We start from the raw sequence: 23,761 nt of genomic DNA, 5'->3' as shown, positions 1-23,761 counted from the left end.
GCACTGACCGCCGGGCAGCCTGTCAGAGATTGGGAGCGCGGCATCGCCGCAAATCCCTTCTCTCCGTCATGACGGGGAGGGAGAAGGTGCCGGCTGGCGGATGAGGGGCCGCGTCGGTCGCTGCCCCAATCATCGCTTGTCTCAAGCCGCAGCGCGATCCTCGTGGCTGACCGGCGTGACCATCGCGGCGATGACCGTCGAAAGGTCGAGGGCGCCGATCGGGCGGCCGTTTTCATCGACCACGTGGGCGGTTCCCACACGGGCAGCGGTCATCGTGCGCGCCGCCGATTCCAGTACCGTGCCGGTTGCAAGCGGCACGCCTTCGGCATTGCCGGAGATCGGCCGCATGATCGTCTCGACATTGATCACCCGGCCGCGGTTCACTTCCTTGACGAAGGCGGTGATGTAGTCGTCGGCCGGCGACAGCACGATTTCCTGGCCGGTGCCCTGCTGCACCACGCGGCCATCGCGCAGGATCGCGATCTTGTCGCCGAGGCGCAGCGCCTCGTCGAGGTCGTGGGTGATGAAGACGACGGTCTTCTTCAGTTCCTTCTGCAGGTCGAGCAGCACCGTCTGCATGTCGACGCGGATCAGCGGGTCGAGCGCCGAATAGGCTTCGTCCATCAAGAGAATGTCGGCATCGTTGGTCAGCGCGCGGGCGAGACCGACGCGCTGCTGCATGCCGCCCGACAGCTGGTTCGGGTAATGGTTCTCGAAGCCCTTGAGACCGACGCGCTCGATCCAGCCGCGGGCGCGCTTCTCGCTCTCCTTGCGTTCCACACCCTGGATTTCGAGACCGTAGACCGTGTTGTCGAGCACGGTGCGGTGCGGCAGCAGCGCGAACTTCTGGAACACCATCGCCGTCTTGTGGCGGCGGAATTCGCGCAGATCGTTGTCGTTCATCTTGCAGACGTCGACGCCGTCATAGAGCACTTCGCCGGCGGTCGGGTCGATCAGCCGGTTGATGTGGCGGATCAGCGTCGACTTGCCGGAGCCCGAGAGACCCATGACCACCATGACGCTGCCGGCGGGCATGGAAATGTTGATGTCCTGCAGGCCGAGCACGTGGCCGTGCTGCTCGTTGAGCTCGGCCTTGCCCATGCCTTTCTTGACGGCATCGACGAAGTCGACGCCGCGGGGGCCGAAGATCTTGTAGAGGTTCTTCACCTCGATCGCGTGACTAGCCATGGATAACCTCCGAGTGCTTTTGCAGCCGCTTGCCGAAGGCCTGGCTGGTACGGTCGAAAATGATGGCGATACCGACAAGGGCAAAGCCGTTGAGGAAGCCGACGGTGAAGAACTGGTTGGCGATCGCCTGCAGCACGTTCTTGCCGAGGCCGCCGACGCCGATCATCGATGCGACGACGACCATCGCCAGCGACATCATGATCGTCTGGTTGATGCCGGCCATGATGGTCGGCAACGCCAGCGGCATCTGCACGTTTTTCAGCTTCTGCCAGGTCGAGGAGCCGAAGGCGTCGGCCGCTTCCAGCACTTCCTTGTCGACGAGGCGGATGCCGAGATTGGTGAGCCTGATCATCGGCGGCACCGCGTAGATGACGACGGCGATCAGCCCCGGCACCTTGCCGATGCCGAAGATCATGACGACCGGGATCAGGTAGACGAAGCTCGGCATCGTCTGCATGACGTCGAGGATCGGATTGACGAAGGACTGCACCCGGTCCGAGCGCGCCATCAGGATACCGATCGGAATGCCGATGAGGATGGAGATCAGTGTGCAGACGGTGACCATGGCGAGCGTGACCATGGTGTCATTCCAAAGCCCGACAAGACCGATGGCGATCATCGACAGCGCGGTGCCGATGGTGACGTTGATGTTGCGGCTGCCGAAATAGACGATCGCGGTCATCGCCGCCAGGATCACAATCCAGGGGGAGCCGACGAACAGGCTTTCGAGGTAGTTCAGGAACCATTGAAGCGGCTGGACCACCGTGTCGATGGCGTTACCATAGGATCGCACGAAGCCCTTGAAGCTATCATCGACAGCCTTGCGGGCGAGCCGGATCGTGCTCTCGTCAATGGCAGGGAACTTGCAGAGCAACGCTGGCAAGACACTGCAGATGGAGGCCATTTGTTTCCCCTTCTTGGCCGGAAGTTTTTTTTAAGCCGGCCGCGTCTCGGCATCGAAAGGCTCGATGACGGCGCACACTTGGGTGACCTCTTTGGGTCCCGGCACTTAAACTGTGGCAGCGAAATGTGTCATCCGCTTACCTGATAGCGACGCGAAGGCTCCCGGTTCGCCGCCTCTGAGACGATGAACGTTCAAACGAAACCCGCAAGGACGCCCCATCGTTCCCTGTCCCGGCATCAAAACCGGAACGGGCAGGCGGCCGATTCCACGGTCCGCCTGCCGTCATTTTCGGTCAGAGCGCTGCCTTGACCTTTTCGGCCACTTCCGGGCTCACCCACTGTGTCCACATATCCGGGAACTCGGCGAGGAAGTGCTTGGCGCCGTCCTCGTTGGTGCCCTGGTTCTGGTCCATCCAGGCGAGAACCTTGTTGACGGTGCCATTGTCCCACTTGCGCGCCTTGACGTAGTCCATGGCGACGCTCGCCTTGTCGGCGAAGGACTTGGTCACGACGGTGTAAACGTCGGAAACCGGGTAGGAATTGACTTTCGGGCTCGGGCAATCCGGCACGGCGGTGCAGGCGTCCCAATCGGCCTTGTCGTGATCGACGCCGAAGGAGAGGCGGGTCATCTCGTATTTGCCGAGGATGGCGGTCGGTGCCCAGTAGTAGCCGAGCCAGCCGGTCTTCTTTTCGAACGCGTTGGCGATCGAGCCGTCGAGGCCGGCAGCCGAGCCGGTATCAACCAGCAGGAAGCCGTCCTTCTCCGCGTTCAGCGCGCGATAGAGATTGGCGGTCGAGACCTGGCAGTTCCAGCCGGACGGGCAATTGTGAACGGCGGCCTTCGACGAGTCTTCCGGTGCCGGGAAGAGTTCCGGGTGCTTCAGCGCGTCCTGCACCGTCTTGATGTCCGGGTGCGCGTCGGCGAGGAATTTCGGGATCCACCATCCTTCGACGCCGCCTTCGCTCAGGATCTTGGCGGCTTCGATGAGACGGCCTTCCTTGATCGCAGCGTCGAGCGGCGTGCGCACGGCGTTGACCCAGAGTTCCGGCGCCATGTCGGGCTGCGCCTTTTCGTTCATGGAAGCGAAGGTCGGCATGGTGTCGCCGGTGACCAGCGTCACCGTGCAGCCGTAGCCGTTCTCCAGAATGAACTTGTCCACCTGGGCGGCGACGCCGGCAGAAGCCCAGTTCATTTCGGCAATGCTGACTTCACCGCATTCCGCGGCCTGCGCGGAACCCGCCATGGCATAGAGGCCAGCGGCGAGAATGGTGGAAGCGAGGAGTTTCTTCATGTTGCAAGACCTCCCAGTCTTATTTTGCAGCCAAGATCCAAACGGGAATCCACGGCGGACGCGACATCCTCCGTCACCCGAAACAACGATGCAGCCGGGGGTTCGGCATCAAACAAGCCAAGGTTCACCCTTGCTGCGGACGGTGCGGGAGTTCGTATTCAGCCCTGGCCGCGGAACCCTGTCGCCAGCCAATCTCCTCTTATACCGCAAACCAAGCCTAAGGTTTCTCGCTGAGAAATCAACCTCTTCAATCGGTTGACCGGGAAGGACGGGGTCTCGTGCGTTCTGTCTGCGACATCGCCGAAGCGCGTATTTTGTGCGTGAGAGACCCCGAATTTAAGCAATAGCGACAATTCTTGCCGCAAAAAATGGCGCTGGGCGCCACGGACCTCAGAACCCTGTCGAGATCCTGACGTTTCCTGTCGTGATTGCGTCACGCCAAATGGCGCGCATGTCGCGAAAAATTTACAAAAAAGTCCGGAATTCATCTTTGGTTAAATCCTCACTAACCATCCGGTAACGATGTCCAGCTAATTGTTCTTCTCGCGGCGGGGGACTGCCGCCGGTCCGGATCAGGTTTGTGCGTCCCGGACTTTGAGCGAACCTTCGGTGTGTTTTTCCGAAGTGACCAGGCGTTTTTTGGCGGCCGCATCCCTCTTGAAGAGGTTGATGCGGCCTTCGCATTTCAGGGCCAATGCCGGACATAAAAAAACCGCCCCGGAGGGGCGGTGGAGGAGGCTCTGGGAGGAGAGCTCGAAGGGGCTTCCGCCCCGATCGCTGGCGTTAGCCGACGTTCGACGTGCGGATGACGCCGAGCGGGCCGAAGGGCGCGTCGACGACGAGGTTGCGTACGCGCGACTGGCTGGACGGAACCTTCGAGTTCCAGGCGATCTGAACGAAATTGGGCTTGCTGAAAATATACAGCATGGACATGAACCTTGAGAGGCCGGAGGCCTATCCTCCGGGGCGTGTTGCTATGCCGCTGATATAGGAGTGCGCTGCAAAAAATTGAATGCCAAACTCGCCACGCCATGTCGCATTCTGGCTATCGGCCGCGACATTTTCGACAAGCCTTGCGAAAGCGCGAAACAATGCGTGAAAGGGCTTTGTCAATTGCGGCGAAATCGTGTCGAAACAGACCTTTGCCGCTGCCCGTTTCAGTGTTACCGATGGCCGCATGACACGCAGGATCATGTTGCAGGGAACCGGCTCGGATGTCGGAAAATCGGTATTGGTGGCGGGGCTCTGCCGGCTTGCCGCCAATCAGGGCCTGAAGGTCCGGCCGTTCAAGCCGCAGAACATGTCGAACAACGCCGCCGTTTCCGACGACGGCGGCGAGATCGGCCGCGCGCAATGGCTGCAGGCGCTGGCCGCGCGCGTGTCGTCGTCGGTGCACATGAACCCGGTGCTCCTGAAGCCGCAGTCGGACGTGGGCAGCCAGATCGTCGTTCAGGGCAAGGTCGCCGGGCAGGCTAGGGGGCGGGAATATCAGGCGCTCAAGCCCAAGCTGCTGGGCGCCGTCATGGAGAGTTTCGAACAAATATCGGCCGGTGCCGATCTCGTGGTGGTCGAAGGCGCCGGCTCGCCGGCCGAAATCAACCTCAGGCCCGGCGACATCGCCAATATGGGCTTTGCGACACGGGCCGACGTGCCGGTCGTGCTGGTCGGCGACATCGACCGCGGCGGGGTGATCGCCTCGCTGGTCGGCACGCATGCGATCCTGCCCGAGGAAGACCGGCGCATGGTGACCGGCTATCTCATCAACAAGTTCCGCGGCGACGTCACGCTGTTCGACGACGGCATTGCCGCCATCGGCGGCTACACCGGCTGGCCCTGCTTCGGCGTCGTGCCGTGGTTGAAGGCGGCGGCACGCCTGCCTGCCGAAGATTCCGTCGTACTGGAGAAGCTGACGCGCGGCGAGGGGCGGGCGCTGAAGGTTGCCGTCCCGGTGCTGTCGCGCATCGCCAATTTCGACGACCTCGATCCGCTCGCCGCCGAACCGGAGATTGATCTCGTCTTCGTGCGGCCTGGCAGTCCCATTCCGGCAGACGCTGGCCTCGTCGTCATTCCCGGGTCGAAGTCGACCATCGGCGACCTCATCGATTTCCGTGCGCAAGGGTGGGACCGTGACCTCGAACGTCATGTGCGCCGGGGCGGCCGGGTCATCGGCATCTGCGGCGGCTACCAGATGCTCGGCCGGCGCGTCACCGATCCGCTCGGCATCGAGGGCGGCGAACGTGCGGTCGAGGGTCTCGGGCTGCTCGAGGTCGAGACCGAGATGGCGCCGGAAAAGACGGTGCGCAACAGCCGCGCCTGGTCGCTGGAGCATGATGTGGCGCTCGAAGGCTACGAAATCCATCTTGGCAAGACGCAAGGTGCGGACTGTGGCCGGCCGTCGGTGCGCATCGACAATCGCGCCGACGGCGCCCTTTCGGCCGATGGCCGCGTGATGGGCACCTACCTGCATGGGCTCTTCACCAGCGACGCCTATCGCGGCGCGCTGCTCAAGAGTTTCGGCATCGAAGGCGGCGCCAACAACTACCGCCAATCGGTCGATGCGGCGCTCGACGATGTCGCGAACGAGCTGGAGGCTGTGCTCGATCGTCGCTGGCTGGACGAGTTGCTCAGGCACTAGGGACGCGGCAAGGGTCAGCCAGCAGGTCCCCGGGGGAACTACGCTGCGACATCGTGCTCCTCGCTTGCGGCTTCCCAGACTTCCCGCGCGGCATCCAGGTTCATCAGGGCAATCCCCAAGCCGACAATCAGGTCCGGCCAGGCCGACTGCCACAGGTAGGCTGTCGCCAGACCCGCGGCGATGATGGCCACATTGGCGAAGGCATCGTTGCGGGCCGAGAGAAATGCTGCCAGCGTGAGGCTGCCGCTCGTGTGACGGTAGGCGACGAGCAGATAGGCGCAGAAGAGGTTGACCACCAGCGCCCCAAGTCCGGTCAGGGACAGGGCAAAGGGCTCTGGCGGGACCGGATCCATGAACTTCGCCCAGGCCGTCCAAAGGAAGGCCAGCGCCGGTACCAGCAGAATGAACGCCATCGCCAGGCCGACTCGCGCGCGGGTTCGCGTCGTCCAGGCCAGAGCAAAGAAAATCAGCATGTTGACGGAGGCGTCTTCGAGCAAGTCGACGCTGTCGGCCATGAGGGACGCCGAGCCGATGGAAAGCGCGACAAGGAGTTCGACCCCGAAATAGCCGAGGTTCAACAGGGAGACGATGAGGACGACGCGGCGCAGGTCGGTATCCACTCGAAAAGTTCCTTTTCTGGCGAGATTCGCCCCCGGCACTTTGACACACGTGTTAGCAGCAGGTTGCTATCCATAGCATTAGGTTTCGACATCGGTTCCGCTCACACCGCCGTCGTGCCTGACGCCCGACAAATCGTCGCGTGGCGCAACTCGGCCGGGGAGGCGTCGCATGCGTCGATTGACTTTGGGCTGCCCGCTTCCTAATCATCAGGTGTTGGATGGTTCCCCCTTGTCGTGGCGATCTGGGGGGATAATTGGGAATGTGACGGATGGACCCAAATCGGGCATCCTTATCGCAGCCGACCCCGCGACTGTAGAACGGTCAGGGTTCGCCATCGGGTTTGGTGCCGGGCTGTCGGCCGGTTGCACGGGCAATCGGGGCAGGTCGGGGATCAAGCCGGAAAAGCCACTGGCGTGGCATCGTGATCAGCCGGGTTTGGACGCCTCTTCTTCTACGAATCGTCCGCCTTTCACGATGTCCCTCACAGCACCCATGCGTCGGAGACGACGCGCAAAGGTTCGCTGTGGCACCGGAAAGACGCCGGGAAGGTGAGGCGGGCCGCTCGGGCCCTGACATCGGAACCTTGCCCTTTAAGGGCGAGGCGATGTTCGGCCCGTGACGCCGTGAGCCAGGAGACCTGCCATCCGGCATGGGCATTCCGCCCGAGGGGACTTTTGTCTCCAACGCCATCACGGAGGTTGTTTTGGCTCGCAGATGTTTTCAAGAACGCGCCCGTGGCGCGTCCGATGGCTTTTGCCACCGACGGCTGATTTGGGAATGTTGAGGCAGCCACGATGAGCAGTCTCAGCGCCGGGCCCGTGCTGGTCCTTGGCGGCGCCCGTTCCGGCAAGTCCAGCTTTTCCGAGAGGCTCGTCGAAGCGTCCGGCTTCACCATGCATTATGTCGCCACGGGCCGCGCCTGGGACGACGAAATGCGCGAGCGCATCGACCATCACCGGACGCGCCGCGGCGAGGGCTGGACGACGCATGAGGAGCCGCTCGATCTCGTCGGCATCCTCAGACGCATCGATGATCCCAGCCATGTGGTCCTGATCGACTGCCTGACGCTATGGGTAACCAATCTCATGCTGGAAGAGCGCGACATGACGGCGGAGTTCGCCGCCCTTGTTGCGTATCTGCCTGAGGCGCGGGCGCGCCTCGTCTTTGTTTCCAATGAGGTCGGCCTCGGCATCGTGCCCGAGAACCGCATGGCCCGCGAGTTTCGCGACCATGCCGGCCGGCTTCACCAGATCGTTGCGGAGAAATCCGCTGAAGTTTACTTTGTCGCGGCCGGTTTGCCGCTGAAAATGAAGGGTTGATCCATGACCACTGCGAGAGCCAACCAGGGCAAGATCCCGGCGACCGTCATCACCGGCTTCCTCGGCGCCGGCAAGACGACGATGATCCGCAACCTGCTGCAGAACGCCGACGGCAAGCGCATCGCGCTGATCATCAACGAGTTCGGCGATCTCGGCGTCGACGGCGATGTCTTGAAGGGCTGCGGTGCCGAGGCCTGCACCGAGGACGACATCATCGAGCTTACCAATGGCTGCATCTGCTGCACCGTGGCTGACGATTTCATCCCGACCATGACGAAGCTGCTCGAGCGTGAAAACCGCCCTGACCACATCATCGTCGAAACCTCGGGCCTTGCCCTGCCGCAGCCGCTGATCGCCGCTTTCAACTGGCCGGATATCCGCAGCGAAGTGACCGTCGATGGCGTCGTCACCGTGGTCGACAGCGCCGCCGTTGCCGCTGGCCGCTTTGCCGACGACCACGACAAGGTCGATGCGCTGCGCGTCGAGGACGACAATCTCGATCACGAAAGCCCGATCGAGGAGCTGTTCGAGGATCAACTGACGGCTGCCGATCTCATCGTTCTCAACAAGACCGATCTGATCGATGCCTCCGGCCTCAAGGCCGTGCGCGACGAGGTGTCTTCGCGCACCAGCCGCAAGCCGACGATGATCGAGGCGAAGAACGGCGAAGTCGCCGCTGCCATCCTGCTTGGCCTCGGTGTCGGCACGGAAAGCGATATCGCCAACCGCAAGTCGCATCACGAGATGGAGCACGAGGCAGGTGAGGAGCACGATCACGACGAGTTCGACAGCTTCGTCGTCGAGCTCGGTTCGATCGCCGATCCGGCCGCCTTCATCGATCGCCTGAAGGGCGTAATCGCGGAGCACGACGTTCTGCGCCTCAAGGGTTTTGCAGACGTGCCCGGCAAGCCGATGCGCCTCCTGATCCAGGCGGTCGGCGCCCGCATCGACCAATATTACGACCGCGCCTGGGGCGCTGGCGAAAAGCGCGGTACGCGCCTCGTCGTCATCGGCCTGCACGACATGGACGAGGCGGCGGTGCGCGCTGCGATCACCGCGCTCGTGTAGATCGTTCTTTGAATGAAATGATCTAACGCATTGAAATGATGCAGTTCCGGATGGAGAACGCTTTTAGCGTTTTCGTTCGGAATTGCCCCAACGGACAAGACGAATGCATCTGCTTCTCGCCCAGAAAGGAACGATCGCCGACGGCAACGAGGCGATCGACCTTGGGCAAACGCCGGCCGATATCCTTTTCCTATCGGCCGCCGACACCGAGCTCTCCTCGATCGCCGCGGCTCACGGCCGACGCGACGGAGGCTTGAGCCTGCGCATCGCCAGCCTGATGAGCCTGATGCACCCGATGTCGGTCGACACTTACGTCGAGCGCACGGCGCGTCACGCCAAGCTGATCGTCGTCCGGCCGCTCGGTGGCGCCAGCTATTTCCGTTATCTGCTGGAAGCCCTGCATGCGGCTGCCGTCACCCATCGTTTCGAGATCGCGGTTCTGCCGGGTGACGACAAGCCGGATCCGGGGCTGGAGCCTTTCTCCACCGTCGCAGCCGACGACCGCCAGCGCCTTTGGGCTTACTTCACCGAAGGCGGCTCGGACAATGCCGGGCTGTTTCTCGACTATGCGGCCGCACTGGTCACGGGTGCGGAGAAGCCGCAGCCGGCAAAGCCCCTGTTGAAGGCCGGCATCTGGTGGCCGGGTGCTGGCGTGATCGGCGTCAGCGAATGGCAGTCCCTTGTTCAGGGACGGATGGTAGCGAGGGAGGGATTCGAACCCCCGACGGTTGGGATCTGCTTTTACCGCGCGCTCGTGCAGAGTGGCGAGACACGGCCGGTGGAGGCGCTGATCGATGCGCTGGAGGCTGAAGGTGTGCGGGCACTGCCGGTGTTCGTCTCAAGCCTCAAGGATGCCGTTTCCGTCGGCACGCTGCAGGCGATTTTTTCCGAGGCCGCACCCGACGTGGTGATGAACGCCACTGGCTTTGCGGTCTCGTCGCCCGGTGCCGACCGTCAGCCGACGGTGCTGGAATCGACCGGTGCGCCGGTGCTGCAGGTGATTTTCTCCGGCTCGTCGCGGGCGCAATGGGAAACGTCGCCGCAGGGGCTGATGGCGCGCGACCTCGCCATGAACGTGGCACTACCCGAAGTCGATGGCCGCATCCTTGCGCGCGCCGTCTCCTTCAAGGCGGCGTCGATCTATGACGCCAAGGTGGAGGCCAATATCGTCGGCCATGAGCCGCTCGAAGACCGGGTGCGCTTTGCCGCTGATCTTGCCGTCAACTGGGCGAAGCTGCGCTGGGCAGAGCCCGCCGAGCGCCGCATTGCCATCGTCATGGCCAACTATCCGAACCGCGACGGTCGCCTCGGCAACGGTGTTGGGCTCGACACGCCGGCCGGTACCGTCGAGGTGCTTAGCGCCATGGCGCGGAAAGGCTATGTGGTCGGTGAGGTTCCCGCCGATGGCGACGCGCTGATCCGCTATCTGATGGCCGGGCCGACCAATGCGGCGAGCCATGACCGCGAAATTCGCGAGCGTATTTCGCTGAACGATTACAAGACGTTCTTCGATTCGCTTCCGAAACAGATAAAGGATGAAGTTGCCGGTCGCTGGGGCGTGCCGGAGGCCGATCCCTTCTTCCTCGATGGCGCCTTCGCGCTGCCGCTCGCCCGCTTCGGCGAGGTGATCGTCGGCATCCAACCGGCGCGCGGCTACAACATCGATCCGAAGGAAAGCTACCATTCGCCGGACCTCGTGCCGCCGCATGGCTATCTCGCCTTCTACGCCTTCCTGCGCCAGCAGTTCGGCGCGCAGGCGATCGTGCACATGGGCAAGCATGGCAACCTCGAATGGCTGCCGGGCAAGGCCCTGGCGCTGTCGGAAACCTGCTATCCCGAAGCGATCTTCGGGCCGCTGCCGCACATCTATCCCTTCATCGTCAACGATCCGGGCGAAGGTACGCAGGCCAAGCGCCGCACCAGCGCCGTCATCATCGACCACCTGACCCCGCCCTTGACGCGCGCCGAATCCTACGGCCCGCTCAAGGATCTGGAAGCGCTCGTCGACGAATATTACGACGCCGCCGGCGGTGATCCGCGCCGCCTCAGGCTGCTCAGCCGCCAGATCCTCGATCTCGTGCGCGACATCGGCCTCGACAGCGACGCAGGCATCGACAGGGGCGACAGCGACGACAAGGCGCTGGAAAAGCTCGACGCCTATCTCTGCGACCTCAAGGAAATGCAGATCCGCGACGGCCTGCACATCTTCGGCGTCGCGCCGGAAGGGCGGTTGTTGACGGACCTCACCGTAGCGCTGGCGCGCGTGCCCCGCGGTCTCGGCGAGGGCGGCGACCAGAGCCTGCAGCGGGCGATCGCAGCGGATGCGGGGCTGCGTGGGTTCGCTATTCCCACCTCCGCGGGGGGTAGCCCCGCACGCGACGCCCAACCCTTCGACCCGCTCGACTGCGTCATGTCCGACACCTGGACAGGCCCGAAACCGTCCATCCTCGCTGACCTCTCGGACGCCCCCTGGCGCACCGCCGGCGATACGGTCGAGCGCATCGAGTTGCTTGCCGCAAATCTCGTGTCGGGTGAACTGGCTTGCCCGGACCACTGGGCCAACACCCGCGCCGTGCTCGGCGAAATCGAAACGCGCCTGAAGCCGTCGATTTCAAACTCGGGTGCCGCCGAGATGACCGGCTTCCTCACCGGTCTCAGCGGCCGCTTCGTCGCCCCCGGTCCATCGGGCGCGCCGACGCGCGGCCGGCCGGATGTGTTGCCGACGGGGCGCAATTTCTACTCCGTGGATAGCCGCGCGGTGCCGACGCCGGCTGCCTATGAGCTCGGCAAGAAATCGGCCGAGCTTCTGATCCGCCGCTACCTGCAGGACCACGGCGAATGGCCGTCCTCCTTTGGCCTGACCGCCTGGGGTACGGCGAACATGCGCACCGGCGGCGACGACATCGCCCAGGCCCTGGCGCTGATCGGCGCCAAGCCCACCTGGGACATGGTCTCTCGCCGGGTGATGGGCTACGAGATCGTGCCGCTCGCAGTCCTCGGCCGCCCACGCGTCGACGTGACCTTGCGCATTTCCGGCTTCTTCCGCGATGCCTTCCCGGACCAGATCGCGCTGTTCGACAAGGCGATCCGCGCCGTCGGCGCGCTGGAGGAAGACGATGCCGACAACATGATCGCCGCACGCATGCGGGCGGAAAGCCGACGGTTGGAAGCGGAAGGTGTCGAGGCTGCCGAGGCCGCGCGTCGCGCCTCCTACCGCGTCTTCGGCGCAAAGCCCGGTGCCTATGGCGCCGGCCTGCAGGCGCTGATCGACGAGAAGGGCTGGGAAACCAAAGCCGATCTCGCCGAGGCCTATCTTACCTGGGGCGCCTATGCCTATGGCGCCGGCGAGGAGGGCAAGGCCGAGCGCGATCTTTTCGAGGAGCGCCTGCGCACGATAGAGGCGGTGGTGCAGAACCAGGACAACCGCGAGCACGATCTGCTCGACAGCGACGACTACTACCAGTTCGAAGGCGGCATGAGCGCTGCCGCCGAACAGCTCGGCGGTCACCGTCCGGCGATCTACCACAACGACCATTCCCGTCCGGAAAAACCTGTGATCCGGTCGCTCGAAGAAGAGATCGGCCGCGTGGTCCGGGCCCGCGTCGTCAATCCCAAGTGGATCGATGGCGTCATGCGCCACGGATACAAGGGCGCCTTCGAGATCGCTGCCACGGTCGACTACATGTTCGCCTTTGCCGCGACCACGGGTGCGGTGCGCGACCATCATTTCGAGGCCGCCTATCAGGCGTTCATCGTCGACGAGCGCGTGGCTGACTTCATGCGCGACAAGAACCCGGCCGCCTTTGCCGAGCTTGCCGAACGCCTGCTTGAAGCAATCGACCGCAATCTCTGGACGCCGCGCTCGAATTCGGCGCGGTTTGAACTTGCCGGCATCGGCACGGCAGCAACCCGGCTTCGTGCCGGCAATGAATAGAGCGGTTCCGGGCTGGCGGTAATCCGTCCGGAATTGCTTGCAAACAAGGACCTGGTTCCGTTTCGCTGCTCAGTGAAGTGCGAAAAGGAACCGAAGCGGGACGAGGGCGTCTGCCCATCCCGAACTTGAGAACTGAGGGAGTGATCATGAGCGACGAGACGACAGTAGGCGGCGAAGCCCCGGCCGAGAAGGACGATGCCCGCCACGCCATGAAGATGGCGAAGAAGAAGGCAGCGCGCGAAAAGATCATGGCGACGAAGACCGACGAGAAGGGTCTGATCATCGTCAACACCGGCAAGGGCAAGGGCAAGTCGACCGCCGGCTTCGGCATGATCTTCCGCCATATCGCCCACGGCATGCCCTGCGCCGTCGTGCAGTTCATCAAGGGTGCGATGGCAACCGGCGAGCGCGAGTTGATCGAGAAGCATTTCGGCGATGTCTGCCAGTTCTATACGCTCGGCGAGGGCTTCACCTGGGAAACGCAGGATCGCGCCCGCGATGTTGCGATGGCTGAAAAGGCCTGGGAGAAGGCGAAGGAACTGATCCGTGACGAGCGCAACTCGATGGTGCTGCTCGACGAGATCAACATTGCTCTGCGCTACGACTACATCGACGTCGCCGAAGTGGTGCGCTTCCTGAAGGAAGAAAAGCCGCACATGACGCATGTGGTGCTCACCGGCCGCAACGCGAAAGAAGACCTGATCGAAATCGCCGATCTCGTCACTGAGATGGAGCTGATCAAGCATCCGTTCCGTTCCGGCATCAAGGCGCAGCAGGGCGTGGAGTTTTGATGAGCCAGAGCTGGCAGTTCTGGGCGCTGCTTTCGGCCGCCTTCGCTGCGCTCACGGCGGTGTTTGCCAAGGTCGGGGTTGCGCAGATCAACTCCGACTTCGCAACGCTGATCCGCACCGTCGTCATCCTCTGCGTGATCGCCGCCATCGTGGCGGCGACAGGGCAGTGGCAGAAGCCATCGGAAATCTCCGGACGCACCTGGCTGTTTCTCGCGCTGTCCGGTCTTGCCACCGGCGCCTCCTGGCTTGCCTATTTCCGCGCGCTCAAGCTCGGCGACGCCGCCCGCGTGGCGCCGATCGACAAGCTTTCGATCATCATGGTCGCAATCTTCGGCGTGCTCTTCCTCGGTGAAAAGCTCAACCTGATGAACTGGCTCGGCGTCGGCTTCATTGCCGCCGGGGCGCTGTTGCTGGCGGTGTTTTGAGCGCGCCTGCTCTGGTGCCTGTTCACTGAATGCTCGCCTCAATCAATCCGTAATCCCGACACATGCAGTGGTTGTGACGAGCGGGAGGACGGCATGCAGGTCGACGGCAATTGGCGCGAGCGCCTTCCTGATCCGTCGGGCCAAGTCGCGCAGTTCGGCAGACGCTGGAAGCGTCGCAGCCTGAGGGGGAGCCCTGCATCAGACCCACCGGCGGACACGCCTGCAATAGGCACCGTAGGCGTCGCCGAAGACCTTGGCGAGGTGGGTTTCCTCCATGCGGATCTGGTAGGAAATCGAGATCCAGGCGGAGAGCGCCAGCGCCACCGCGATGACGTTGGGCACCGCCAGCACCGTGCCGATCAGCGCGGTCACCATGCCGACATAGATCGGGTTGCGCGAGAAGGCATAGAGGCCTGAGGTCACAAGCGGCGCGTCCTGCTTTTCAGGGATGCCGATCTTCCAGGAATGACGCATCGCCCATTGCGACAGCATCGTCAGCCCGCCGCCGAGCGTCATCAGCGCCAGGCCGACGGCGTGAAGGATGGGCGTGTCGAGCGCCGGGATCCGGCCGAGGGCAGCATCGACGGAGGCCGGGAGCATGGCGACCGCCAGCAGGTGGATCACCAGCGCTGCGACGATCAGGCGGAAAAGCCTGCCCGCAAACCCCTCCGCGTCGTCGCCATAGGTTAGCACGACCGGCGAGCGGCCGGATTGCACACGGCGGAGGATCGCCAGCGCGAGCGTGGACAATCCCACGACGAGCATCAGGATGGCGGGAAGGGTGGTGGACATCTAAACCTCTGGAAACGAGCGGGAAAGCGGAATACGAGCGACCGAAAAGGGGCAGCGGATATGACTGTAAATCCCCTCTGGTTGCACGCCTGCAAATGTGAAATCTCTAGTTACTAGAGGTGCAAGGGGGTGACCGAATATTTTTCGATGCCCTGAGCCCTGAGCTCGGTGCCCAAAGCCTCGGGGCCCGTGCCGGCGATCGCTGTGTCCGGTGACCGCCGTGAGCCCGTGCGATGTTCATGGTTGCAGCGTCGTTGCCGCCGCCGCGCGATCGGTCCGCAGGCGTACGCCCAAGCAGAAGGCCGCGCCAAAGTGAGTTTGCGATATTTTGCCCGTTGACGTTCTTGAAATGTTCGTCTCAATGAAACCTTAATCAGGATACACTAGGTGGTTGTGTGTGGGCGGAGGGCGACATGCAGGCAAAAGACGAATGGCGCGGTCGCCTTGAAAGCACGTTTTTTCCCTTTGCGACCTGGGTCTCGATGGCGCTGGTCGCGGCAGGCACCGTTGTTTTTAGCGTTGCCATGTCTGAAACGGGCGCGTTGCAGGTTCTCCTGGTCCTGGTTCCTTTCGCCTGCGCCCTGCCAGCGATGATCAGCGCTCGGCTGACGGTCGCTTTCAGGCGCTTTGCCAGCAATGCGTGGCAGCTTCTTCCGCTTTCGGCGGCCTGTGGTTTCGTAACGGTCGCCGGGTTTGCCATGCTTTACGCGCTGTCCCTGGCGGTGGCGCACTGGAATCCGAGCGCCTACGAGCCTGCCTTTTCCTGGCCGCTCCACGAGCGTGCGGCCGTCATCGCGCTTTTGCACAAGGCGGCTACCCACGTGCTGCTGCCTGCGGCAGGTGGCGCATTGATGGCCGGCATCAGCGGGGCGCTCTGGCTTTATCGCGAACACCAGGAGCACGGCGCCGGAGAGACGTCGAGCCTCGAAGAATCGCATTCTGCCTCTCCGTCCGTACCGGCCGGCGCCAGCGCGCTGGCTGCAGATACCAATGCCGACGCGCGCTACTTCTGGTCTACGACCGTGTTCGGTCCTGTGATCGTCGCGGCGACGGTGGCGGTGATCCTCAGTGCCTTTATTCCGGGTTCCAATGGCAGAGGGTCTCTTGAATTCCTGTGGTTCGTGCTCAGGCTCTATTCTGGCGGCACGTTCGCGGCCGCCGTCGCCGCAGCCTTGATGCTTGTGCTGATGTCCGGCCGGTCCCGGGCGGCGGCATGGCCGGTGGCTCTTTGCGTCGGCCTTCATGCCGGCGCGATCTTCCTGTTGCTGTTTGCACCGGCAGAGGGGCACGCCGAAAGCCAGCAGGATCTGCTGGCTGTTGGCGGCATCCTCGGCGCGTTGTCTGCAGCCGCATGCGCGGCGATCTGGTTTCCAGCTCGGCCGGCACCGCTCCTTGGAAACGGCAGCAGCGTTTCGACGCTGAGCGGATGGTGGATGGTGCGCACCTTCTCGATTGCCGGGCTCGTCGCGCCGCTCACCGCTGCCCTTGCCTACGCTCTTTTCGTCACCGTCGCGCAAGAAGCCGCGGCGTCGGCGGATGACACCCTCATTGGCCGATTGCGAAGCTTCGATCCCGAGATGTGGGCGATTGCCTACCGGATCTGGGCGGTCGTCGCCCTGCAGACGCTGGCACTTGACCATTTCCTGCCGTCCAGCGGCGTCCGGCGCGCCGTTGCTTTCGTTGTCATTCCCGCGTTTGCGTTTCTGTTTGCCGGCAGCATGGGCCATTGTCTCGACGACTACGTCATGTCGAGACCGATGCCGATCTCGATCGCGTCCTTCATCGAGTTTGGCCTGCCGGGGCTTTTTGCCGGGCTTTCCGCCGTCTACCTGAGCCGTCGCGGCTCATCGCGCGGCCCGGCTGCCACCGCATTCGCTGCCCAGTAAAATCGGAACTGGCGAAATCGGATCTGGTGTAATCGGAACTGGCGATGGAATCCGGCGTCAAGCGGACAGGAACGATCGGCCGCGACCGCCGGGTGCTGCAGTTTGCAACCGGCGCGCCGGATCGCCAGCGCGCGACATGATCGGGCGACACGTGCCGGTCCAGATGGTGGTCTGCCGAACGCGCGACTTAGGTCGTGGTGACCGGACGTTCAGCGGCGAGGTGATGGCGCGTCGTGCGGGGTAAGACGGCAGCGTTGCCTTGTTCTTCGGCAAATCTTGTTTGAACCTTGACCGAACATCCTTGATGGACGTCGTAAAAGCCTCCATTTAACGTTTCATCATGGTCGAGATAGCGGGTGAGCCTTGAAGATCGCTTTCAGAGTTGCGGTTGCTGCCGCGTCGGTTTTGCTGTTTGCGGCGTCCGGTGACGTGGGTTTTTCACAGACAACGAAAACGGCCGTGTCCAAGGCCCACGTTTCCACGGCGAAGGCCAAGCCGAAGCCCAAGCCCAGTCGGAAGCAGAAGGCGGCGGATGAAGCCAAGGCAAAGGCTCTCGCCGAGGCTCGCCGCCCGCGGATCTGCGAGACCCGCAACGCACAGTGCAGCTATGGCGCGGGCCCCGTGGGGGAGCCGTGTTCGTGCTGGTCGAAGTCCGGTGCGCCTGATGCTGGCCTGACTGCGAGACCCTGACTGCGTTGTGGTGCCAGAGGAACGCGTCTGGCCCCGAATCTGAACGTCGACAACCCTGAGACTGCCATCGATGTTCGCGGCATCCGCGGGCGAGGGTGCGCGTCGCCGCTTCAACTGCTGTCGGGCGGGGCAAAGAAGCAGTTCACATGATCTTCCGTCGGGTGGAGGCAGAGATGATATTGCCCGTCGCCCGACGGGATCTCATCTCCATATGGGATCCAGAACAGGTGTGGTCTTGTCGCGAGGTGGTGATCGCCCGCGCGCAAGCGGACGGAAAAGCCTTGGCCCCCGCGGGTTACGTCCGGAGTGGGGATGGCTTCACAATCTCCACCGACGTGACGCGCCTTGCAGCACGCCGGAGGATAGGTCCAGCCGGTGGTCGCCTGGTGCGCGGCAGACCCCACCACGCCGAGCGAGATGGAGGCAAGCGTGATCAGGGGCAAGATTGACAGGGCGAACGTCATTGCGCACCTCCTTGGAGGCAGCCTTCGAGAAACGCCGACAGGTTGCTTGCGAACGGGCGAAACCAGTTGTCACTCCCCGATGACCGGGCCGTGCCCTGGACCAGGGAACCGCAGTGTTTCGCCTGGGCGATGATACTACGCCCCGGCCGGCATAAAAACGCTTCGGGGATGTTGTTCGATCTACGTGACGTGCGTTTGCCCGGACAGCGAACCGGCCGTGGGGCTTGATATCGAGGGGCAAGTCGACCGGCCGCTGCTTGCGCCAGCGTCATCGATACCCGCGCAACGGACAATGCTGCGAGCCGCAAGCCGGAGGTCGACAGATCTCCCTAACCGACCTCGTTCATCTCGAAGAGCGGGAGGGCGAGGCAGACCGACAGGACGTGCCATGGCTCGCCTTCGATCGTGGCGCCGTCTCCTTTATCGCGGAGCGTGAGATGGGGTGCAATGTCCGCGCATGTCTGCGCCAGCAGAGCAATCGCTTCTTCGGCAGTCAGGCCGCTCGGATAGCGGACGGCGTATTTCCTGTGGGCTGCTGTGTTTTCTGAGGTCATTTGGCCGGGCTTGGAGAGAGCTATGGCGAGGTTCTGAAACCTACATCGGGCGGTCCCGGCCAAGTTTCGATAGCTCTTCGGAGGTAGCGGCAGCAGTCAAAAAGGAATAGGCGGCAAGGGGGTACGCCGACGTCGCTCGCCGGAAGGCGCGCCAGCCGGCATCGTTCCTCGCCGCGCGGACGATGTCGCTACTGTGCGATCACCTGGTTAAAGGCGCGCCTTGCTTCAAAGCTCGAGCCAAATCCGGAGCGGATGCGTTGGATCCGCCAAGAGCTTGATGGCAAGGGCGATCGAGACGACGACGAGCAGTGGCTTGATGATCTTGGCGCCCTTGGCCATGGCGTAGCGCGAGCCGAGTTGGGCGCCGAGGAACTGGCCGACGCCCATCAGCAGGCCGACCTTCCACAAGATGGCGCCAAAGAACAGGAAGACGCCGAAGGCGCCGATGTTGGAGCCGAAGTTCAGGAACTTGGTGTGCGCCGTCGCCTTCAGGACGCCGAAACCGGCGAGCGTCACGAAGCCGAGCATGAAGAAGGAGCCGGTGCCAGGGCCGAAGACACCGTCGTAAAAACCGATCAGCGGCACCAGCGTCAGTGTGAAGACGAAGGGCGTGATACGGCGGTGCTGGTCGACATCGCCCATGTTCGGCTTCAGGCCGAAATAGAGCGCGATCGCGATCAGCAGGAACGGCAGGATCGCTTTCAGCACGTCACCGGGCACGATCGTCGCGAGCAGCGCGCCGAGCACGGCGCCGGCCGCCGACATCAGCGCCATCGGCAATTGCTCTTTCAGGTTCACATGGCCCTTGCGGGCGTAGGAAAGCGTCGCCGAGCCGGAGCCGAAGAGCCCCTGCAGCTTGTTGGTGCCAAGCGTCTGCAGCGGCGGGATACCGGCAATCAGCATCGCCGGAATGGTGATCATGCCGCCGCCGCCGGCGATCGAATCGATAAAGCCGGCGATGAAGGCGGCAACGAACAGAAAGGCGAGCAGGTGGAAGGCAAGATCTTGCAAGACGAGACTCGTGAGAGGGAGACCTGAGGGAGTTCTGCGCCTTGTGTCAGAGCCCGCGACGAAAAGCAAAGCCTTCCGTAAGGGCGTGGCGACCGCCACCAGCGCCATGGCCGCAATCGTAAGCAAGATCAGTCGGTTGCGCCGACTCGCTGGAATTTCGGATGGGAGGCTCGCCTCGCGCAAACGGTCGCCGTCGCCGTCCTGCTCGACCGTTCGCGGTGACGACAATCTTCCCCAATCGCGACATCGGGATGACGCAATCCGGTTTGACCGGTTGTCGCCGCTTGGCTAAAATTGACAGACATGCGACGGCGTCCGCTTCGGCGGACTGAAAGAGCGTCCGGTGCGGCCGACCCAGCCAGGGGGCCATCAGCCGGTGCTGTCCAGATCGGCCGGGACGGATCGTCCCAGCCGGCGCTTCGTTAAGGAGAACAACGAAGGGAGCCGGCCGCCGATGCCATCGGGCCAACACTCTGCACAGACGACGAAAGCAGGAGCCGGGCTGGTGCTCGGGCTCGGCTGCGAGCGTTGCACGCCGGCCGAAGAGGTGATCGCCCTTGCCGAGCGTGCGCTTGCCGATGCCGGTGCTGCGCCCGGCGATCTGCGGCTGGTCGCCTCGCTCGATGCTCGCGCCGAGGAGCCGGCGATCCTGGCGGCCGCTCAGCATTTCTCGGTTCCGGCCGCGTTCTACGATGCCGCCACGCTCGAAGCCGAAGCTTCCCGGCTCGCCAACCCCTCCGAGGTCGTCTTTGCCTACACGGGTTGTCATGGCGTTGCCGAGGGCGCAGCGCTGGTCGGTGCCGGTCGCGAAGCCGTGCTGATTGTGCAGAAGATCGTCTCCGCCCATGCGACGGCCGCACTTGCCGGGCCGGCGACCTTGCGCGCCGAAAAGCGCATCCAGGCGGCGGAGGCTGTCTGATGCGTTCTTGTGTTGTTGAATTGAATCAATCTTTTGCCCGGGGTTTCTCTCAAGTGGAATCCGGTTCTTTAGAGAGCGCGTCAGGCGTGCCTTTGGGTGGCGCCGAAATACAGGTGGGACAGCACGCATGATCGACGACCTCTTTGCCGGATTGCCGGCGCTCGAAAAAGGTTCGGTCTGGCTGGTCGGCGCCGGCCCCGGCGATCCCGGCCTGTTGACGCTGCATGCGGCCAATGCGCTGCGCCAGGCGGATGTGATCGTGCATGATGCGCTGGTCAACGAGGATTGCCTGAAGCTGGCGCGGCCGGGCGCCGTGCTGGAGTTTGCGGGCAAGCGTGGCGGCAAGCCGTCGCCGAAGCAGCGCGACATCTCGCTTCGCCTCGTCGAACTCGCGCGCGCCGGCAACCGGGTGCTGCGCCTCAAAGGCGGCGATCCCTTCGTCTTCGGTCGCGGTGGCGAGGAGGCGCTGACGCTGGTCGAGCACCAGGTGCCGTTCCGAATCGTGCCCGGCATCACCGCCGGTATCGGCGGGCTTGCCTATGCCGGCATTCCCGTGACCCATCGCGAGGTCAACCACGCGGTCACTTTCCTGACTGGCCATGATTCCTCCGGCCTGGTGCCGGATCGCATCAACTGGCAGGGCATCGCCAGCGGCTCGCCTGTCATCGTCATGTACATGGCGATGAAACATATCGGCGCGATCACCGCCAACCTCATTGCCGGCGGCCGCTCGCCGGACGAACCGGTCGCCTTCGTCTGCAACGCCGCGACGCCGCAGCAGGCGGTGCTGGAAACGACGCTTGCGCGTGCAGAGGCCGATGTTGCGGCGGCAGGGCTGGAGCCGCCGGCGATCGTCGTCGTCGGCGAGGTGGTGAGGCTGCGCGCAGCGCTCGACTGGATCGGCGCGCTGGACGGGCGCAAGCTTGCCGCCGACCCGTTCGCCAATCGAATTCTCAGGAACCCGGCATGAGCGGATTGCTGATTGCCGCACCCGCGTCCGGCTCCGGCAAGACGACGGTGACGCTCGGGCTGATGCGCGCCCTGAAGAGGCGCGGCGTGGCGATCGCGCCCGGCAAGGCGGGGCCGGACTATATCGATCCCGCTTTCCACGCGGCAGCGACCGGCGAGCCCTGCTTCAACTACGACCCCTGGGCGATGCGCCCGGAACTGCTGCTTGCCAATGCGTCGCATGCCGCCTCCGGCGGGCGCACATTGATCGTCGAGGCGATGATGGGACTGCATGACGGTGCTGCCGACGGCTCGGGAACGCCAGCGGACCTCGCCGCGACGCTGAACCTTGCGGTCATTCTGGTGGTCGATTGCGCCCGCATGTCCCAGTCGGTTGCCGCCCTCGTGCGCGGCTATGCGGATCATCGCGACGATATCCGGGTGGTCGGCGTCATCCTCAACAAGGTCGGCAGCGACCGGCATGAAATGATGTTGCGCGATGCGCTCGGCAAGGTGCGCATGCCTGTCTTCGGCGTGCTCCGGCAGGACAGCGCATTGCAACTGCCGGAGCGCCATCTCGGGCTCGTGCAGGCGGGCGAACACTCAGCGCTTGAGGGCTTCATCGGGGCGGCGGCCGCGCGGGTCGAGGCTGCCTGCGATCTCGACGCCATCCGCCTGATCGCGACGATTTTCCCGCAGGTGCCCGCGGCGGCCGATGCCGAGCGTTTGCGGCCGCTCGGTCAGCGCATCGCGGTCGCGCGCGATATCGCCTTTGCCTTCTGCTACGAGCACCTGCTTTACGGCTGGCGGCAAGGCGGCGCGGAGATTTCCTTCTTCTCGCCGCTCGCCGACGAGGCGCCGGATGCGGCAGCGGATGCCGTCTATCTTCCGGGGGGCTATCCGGAGCTGCATGCGGGGCAGCTGAGCGCCGCCGCCCGATTCCGTTCCGGCATGCATTTCGCGGCGGAACGCGGCGCCCGCATCTTCGGCGAATGCGGCGGCTATATGGTGCTCGGTGAAGGGCTTGTCGCTGCCGATGGCGCACGCTACGACATGCTCGGCCTGCTGCCGCTCGTAACCAGTTTTGCCGAGCGCAGGCGGCACCTCGGCTATCGCCGCGTCGTGCCTGTCGACAACGCCTTCTTCGATGGACCCATGACGGCGCACGAATTCCACTATGCGACTATCGTCGCCGAAGGGGCGGCCGATCGGCTGTTTGCGGTCAGCGACGCCGCCGGCGAGGATCTCGGCCAGGCGGGCCTCCGGCGCGGCCCTGTCGCCGGTTCCTTCATGCATCTGATCGACGTCGCAGGTGCTGCATGAGCGCACCGATCGTTCATGGTGGCGGCATCACCGAGGCCGCAACGCGCTATGGCGGCCGGCTCGAAGACTGGCTCGATCTGTCGACCGGCATCAATCCATGCCCCGTGGCCTTGCCCGCGGTCCCTGAGCGCGCCTGGCACCGGCTGCCGGATCGGCAGACGGTGGATGATGCGCGGAGCGCCGCTGCCGACTACTACCGCACCAACGGCGTGCTGCCTTTGCCGGTGCCGGGCACCCAGTCGGTGATCCAGCTCCTGCCACGTCTTGCTCCGGCCAACAGGCAAGTCGCGATCTTCGGGCCGACCTATGGCGAGTATGCCCGCGTGCTTGAAGCGGCCGGCTTTGCTGTCGATCGCGTCGCGGATGCCGACGCGCTCACGGCCGAACATGGGCTTGTCATCGTCGTCAACCCCAACAACCCGACCGGCCGCGCCTTGGCGCCGGCGGAGCTTCTGGCGATCGCCGCAAGGCAGAAAGCGAGCGGCGGACTGCTGCTGGTCGATGAGGCCTTCGGCGATCTTGAGCCGCAACTGAGTGTCGCTGGTCACGTGCCAGGGCAGGGCAACCTCATCGTCTTCCGCTCCTTCGGCAAGTTCTTCGGCCTTGCGGGCCTGCGCCTCGGCTTCGTCGTTGCGACCGAGCCAGTGCTTGCGTCCTTTGCCGATTGGCTCGGTCCCTGGGCTGTCTCCGGCCCGGCGTTGACGATCTCGAAAGCGCTGATGCAGGGCGATACGAAGGCGATCGCGGCGGGCATCCTCGAGCGTCGCGCCGGCCTCGACGCGGCTCTCGATGGGGCAGGGCTCAACCGTATCGGCGGCACGGGGCTATTTGTGCTGGTCGAGCATCCCAGGGCGGCTCTGCTGCAGGAACGGCTCTGCGAGGCCCATATTCTCACGCGCAAGTTCGACTATGCCCCGACCTGGCTCAGGATCGGTCTTGCGCCTGACGCGGCCGGTGACCGACGGCTGGCGGACGCGCTTGCCCGCATGGAGCTCTGA

Annotated in this window: 20 protein-coding genes and 1 riboswitch; of the genes, 11 read left to right on the top strand and 9 right to left on the bottom strand. The window is 64.0% G+C overall.

Features of this window, described 5'->3' with window-relative positions; genetic code table 11:
* Positions 1–141 precede the first annotated feature (141 nt).
* The 4 genes from IB277_RS08810 to IB277_RS08795 form a co-directional block, all read right to left on the bottom strand.
* Positions 142–1,188 (bottom strand): glycine betaine/L-proline ABC transporter ATP-binding protein, encoded by a 1,047-nt coding sequence (locus tag IB277_RS08810; protein ID WP_060520608.1) that lies wholly within the window; start codon positions 1,186–1,188, stop codon positions 142–144.
* Positions 1,181–2,092: a proline/glycine betaine ABC transporter permease gene (locus IB277_RS08805; RefSeq protein WP_034788251.1), complete on the bottom strand. Its 912-nt coding sequence runs from the start codon at positions 2,090–2,092 to the stop codon at positions 1,181–1,183. Before IB277_RS08805 ends, IB277_RS08810 begins: the two co-directional genes overlap by 8 nt.
* A gap of 292 nt (positions 2,093–2,384) precedes the next feature.
* The gene (locus tag IB277_RS08800; protein WP_034788254.1) at positions 2,385–3,383 is read right to left on the bottom strand and encodes an ABC transporter substrate-binding protein; all 999 of its coding nucleotides are present in this window, start codon (positions 3,381–3,383) and stop codon (positions 2,385–2,387) included.
* A gap of 783 nt (positions 3,384–4,166) precedes the next feature.
* Positions 4,167–4,310 carry a hypothetical protein gene (locus IB277_RS08795; RefSeq protein ID WP_089044242.1) on the bottom strand — a complete coding sequence of 48 codons (144 nt, stop codon included), beginning with the start codon at positions 4,308–4,310 and terminating at the stop codon, positions 4,167–4,169.
* Positions 4,311–4,560: 250 nt separating this feature from the next.
* On the opposite strand from IB277_RS08795, the gene IB277_RS08790 reads away from it, so the two are divergent.
* Positions 4,561–6,018, top strand: coding sequence for a cobyric acid synthase (locus IB277_RS08790; protein ID WP_090294426.1), 1,458 nt, complete (start codon positions 4,561–4,563; stop codon positions 6,016–6,018).
* 38 nt (positions 6,019–6,056) lie between these two features.
* On the opposite strand, the gene IB277_RS08785 is transcribed toward IB277_RS08790, so the two are convergent.
* Complete coding sequence (locus tag IB277_RS08785; RefSeq protein WP_090294006.1) at positions 6,057–6,638, bottom strand: cation transporter; 582 nt, start codon at positions 6,636–6,638, stop codon at positions 6,057–6,059.
* A 202-nt stretch (positions 6,639–6,840) separates the two neighbouring features.
* A riboswitch (cobalamin riboswitch) is annotated at positions 6,841–7,299 on the top strand.
* Between the two features lie 134 nt (positions 7,300–7,433).
* On the opposite strand from IB277_RS08785, the gene cobU reads away from it, so the two are divergent.
* The 5 genes from cobU (at position 7,434) to IB277_RS08760 (ending at position 14,176) form a co-directional block, all read left to right on the top strand.
* Positions 7,434–7,958: a bifunctional adenosylcobinamide kinase/adenosylcobinamide-phosphate guanylyltransferase gene (gene cobU, locus IB277_RS08780; RefSeq protein WP_034788264.1), complete on the top strand. Its 525-nt coding sequence runs from the start codon at positions 7,434–7,436 to the stop codon at positions 7,956–7,958.
* 3 nt (positions 7,959–7,961) lie between these two features.
* Positions 7,962–9,026 carry a cobalamin biosynthesis protein CobW gene (cobW, locus tag IB277_RS08775; RefSeq protein WP_192370945.1) on the top strand — a complete coding sequence of 355 codons (1,065 nt, stop codon included), beginning with the start codon at positions 7,962–7,964 and terminating at the stop codon, positions 9,024–9,026.
* Positions 9,027–9,129: 103 nt separating this feature from the next.
* Positions 9,130–12,960: a cobaltochelatase subunit CobN gene (gene cobN / locus IB277_RS08770; protein ID WP_090294005.1), complete on the top strand. Its 3,831-nt coding sequence runs from the start codon at positions 9,130–9,132 to the stop codon at positions 12,958–12,960.
* Positions 12,961–13,106: 146 nt separating this feature from the next.
* Positions 13,107–13,751, top strand: a complete 645-nt coding sequence (cobO, locus tag IB277_RS08765; RefSeq protein ID WP_043617391.1) for a cob(I)yrinic acid a,c-diamide adenosyltransferase — start codon at positions 13,107–13,109, stop codon at positions 13,749–13,751.
* A complete protein-coding gene (locus IB277_RS08760) occupies positions 13,751–14,176 on the top strand; it encodes an EamA family transporter (RefSeq protein WP_090294004.1) in 426 nt (141 codons plus the stop codon). The genes cobO and IB277_RS08760 overlap by 1 nt, the downstream gene beginning before the upstream one ends.
* Positions 14,177–14,374: 198 nt before the next feature.
* Here IB277_RS08760 and IB277_RS08755 read toward each other — a convergent pair whose 3' ends face one another.
* Entirely contained in the window at positions 14,375–14,968 is a 594-nt protein-coding gene (locus IB277_RS08755) for an isoprenylcysteine carboxylmethyltransferase family protein (protein WP_090294002.1), read from the bottom strand.
* Between the two features lie 413 nt (positions 14,969–15,381).
* On the opposite strand from IB277_RS08755, the gene IB277_RS08750 reads away from it, so the two are divergent.
* Positions 15,382–16,854 (top strand): hypothetical protein, encoded by a 1,473-nt coding sequence (locus IB277_RS08750; protein ID WP_090294000.1) that lies wholly within the window; start codon positions 15,382–15,384, stop codon positions 16,852–16,854.
* 800 nt (positions 16,855–17,654) lie between these two features.
* Here IB277_RS08750 and IB277_RS08745 read toward each other — a convergent pair.
* The 3 genes from IB277_RS08745 to IB277_RS08735 form a co-directional block, all read right to left on the bottom strand.
* Entirely contained in the window at positions 17,655–18,008 is a 354-nt protein-coding gene (locus tag IB277_RS08745; protein WP_090293998.1) for a hypothetical protein, read from the bottom strand.
* Between the two features lie 329 nt (positions 18,009–18,337).
* A complete protein-coding gene (locus IB277_RS08740) occupies positions 18,338–18,562 on the bottom strand; it encodes a hypothetical protein (protein WP_110818610.1) in 225 nt (74 codons plus the stop codon).
* Positions 18,563–18,787: 225 nt separating this feature from the next.
* Positions 18,788–19,573 (bottom strand): TSUP family transporter, encoded by a 786-nt coding sequence (locus IB277_RS08735; RefSeq protein ID WP_110818609.1) that lies wholly within the window; start codon positions 19,571–19,573, stop codon positions 18,788–18,790.
* Positions 19,574–20,027: 454 nt separating this feature from the next.
* Between IB277_RS08735 and IB277_RS08730 the strand changes: the two genes are divergently transcribed.
* From IB277_RS08730 to cobD, 4 genes are all read left to right on the top strand, one after another.
* Positions 20,028–20,492 carry a cobalamin biosynthesis protein gene (locus tag IB277_RS08730; RefSeq protein ID WP_090293995.1) on the top strand — a complete coding sequence of 155 codons (465 nt, stop codon included), beginning with the start codon at positions 20,028–20,030 and terminating at the stop codon, positions 20,490–20,492.
* A gap of 130 nt (positions 20,493–20,622) precedes the next feature.
* Complete coding sequence (gene cobA / locus IB277_RS08725; protein WP_176960267.1) at positions 20,623–21,462, top strand: uroporphyrinogen-III C-methyltransferase; 840 nt, start codon at positions 20,623–20,625, stop codon at positions 21,460–21,462.
* A complete protein-coding gene (locus IB277_RS08720; protein ID WP_110818608.1) occupies positions 21,459–22,763 on the top strand; it encodes a cobyrinate a,c-diamide synthase in 1,305 nt (434 codons plus the stop codon). Before cobA ends, IB277_RS08720 begins: the two co-directional genes overlap by 4 nt.
* Entirely contained in the window at positions 22,760–23,761 is a 1,002-nt protein-coding gene (gene cobD, locus IB277_RS08715) for a threonine-phosphate decarboxylase CobD (protein ID WP_090293991.1), read from the top strand. Before IB277_RS08720 ends, cobD begins: the two co-directional genes overlap by 4 nt.

Origin of the sequence: Ensifer sp. ENS07, from assembly GCF_014852185.1 — a bacterium.
Taxonomy (GTDB): Bacteria; Pseudomonadota; Alphaproteobacteria; order Rhizobiales; family Rhizobiaceae; genus Ensifer; species Ensifer adhaerens.
The sequence above is the reverse complement of the archived record's forward strand: the minus strand, read 5'-3'. Positions and strand labels throughout refer to the sequence as shown.

Bases quoted from the DNA above. Each gene is read 5' to 3' on its own strand.
- IB277_RS08730 (WP_090293995.1), top strand. From the start codon at position 20,028: ATGCCATCGGGCCAACACTCTGCACAGACGACGAAAGCAGGAGCCGGG.
- IB277_RS08795 (WP_089044242.1), bottom strand. From the start codon at position 4,310: ATGCTGTATATTTTCAGCAAGCCCAATTTCGTTCAGATCGCCTGGAAC.
- cobN (WP_090294005.1), top strand. From the start codon at position 9,130: ATGCATCTGCTTCTCGCCCAGAAAGGAACGATCGCCGACGGCAACGAG.
- IB277_RS08755 (WP_090294002.1), bottom strand. From the start codon at position 14,968: ATGTCCACCACCCTTCCCGCCATCCTGATGCTCGTCGTGGGATTGTCC.
- IB277_RS08720 (WP_110818608.1), top strand. From the start codon at position 21,459: ATGAGCGGATTGCTGATTGCCGCACCCGCGTCCGGCTCCGGCAAGACG.
- IB277_RS08800 (WP_034788254.1), bottom strand. From the start codon at position 3,383: ATGAAGAAACTCCTCGCTTCCACCATTCTCGCCGCTGGCCTCTATGCC.
- cobO (WP_043617391.1), top strand. From the start codon at position 13,107: ATGAGCGACGAGACGACAGTAGGCGGCGAAGCCCCGGCCGAGAAGGAC.
- IB277_RS08750 (WP_090294000.1), top strand. From the start codon at position 15,382: ATGCAGGCAAAAGACGAATGGCGCGGTCGCCTTGAAAGCACGTTTTTT.
- IB277_RS08805 (WP_034788251.1), bottom strand. From the start codon at position 2,092: ATGGCCTCCATCTGCAGTGTCTTGCCAGCGTTGCTCTGCAAGTTCCCT.
- cobW (WP_192370945.1), top strand. From the start codon at position 7,962: ATGACCACTGCGAGAGCCAACCAGGGCAAGATCCCGGCGACCGTCATC.
- IB277_RS08740 (WP_110818610.1), bottom strand. From the start codon at position 18,562: ATGACCTCAGAAAACACAGCAGCCCACAGGAAATACGCCGTCCGCTAT.
- IB277_RS08745 (WP_090293998.1), bottom strand. From the start codon at position 18,008: ATGACGTTCGCCCTGTCAATCTTGCCCCTGATCACGCTTGCCTCCATC.
- IB277_RS08810 (WP_060520608.1), bottom strand. From the start codon at position 1,188: ATGGCTAGTCACGCGATCGAGGTGAAGAACCTCTACAAGATCTTCGGC.
- IB277_RS08760 (WP_090294004.1), top strand. From the start codon at position 13,751: ATGAGCCAGAGCTGGCAGTTCTGGGCGCTGCTTTCGGCCGCCTTCGCT.
- cobU (WP_034788264.1), top strand. From the start codon at position 7,434: ATGAGCAGTCTCAGCGCCGGGCCCGTGCTGGTCCTTGGCGGCGCCCGT.
- cobD (WP_090293991.1), top strand. From the start codon at position 22,760: ATGAGCGCACCGATCGTTCATGGTGGCGGCATCACCGAGGCCGCAACG.
- IB277_RS08790 (WP_090294426.1), top strand. From the start codon at position 4,561: ATGACACGCAGGATCATGTTGCAGGGAACCGGCTCGGATGTCGGAAAA.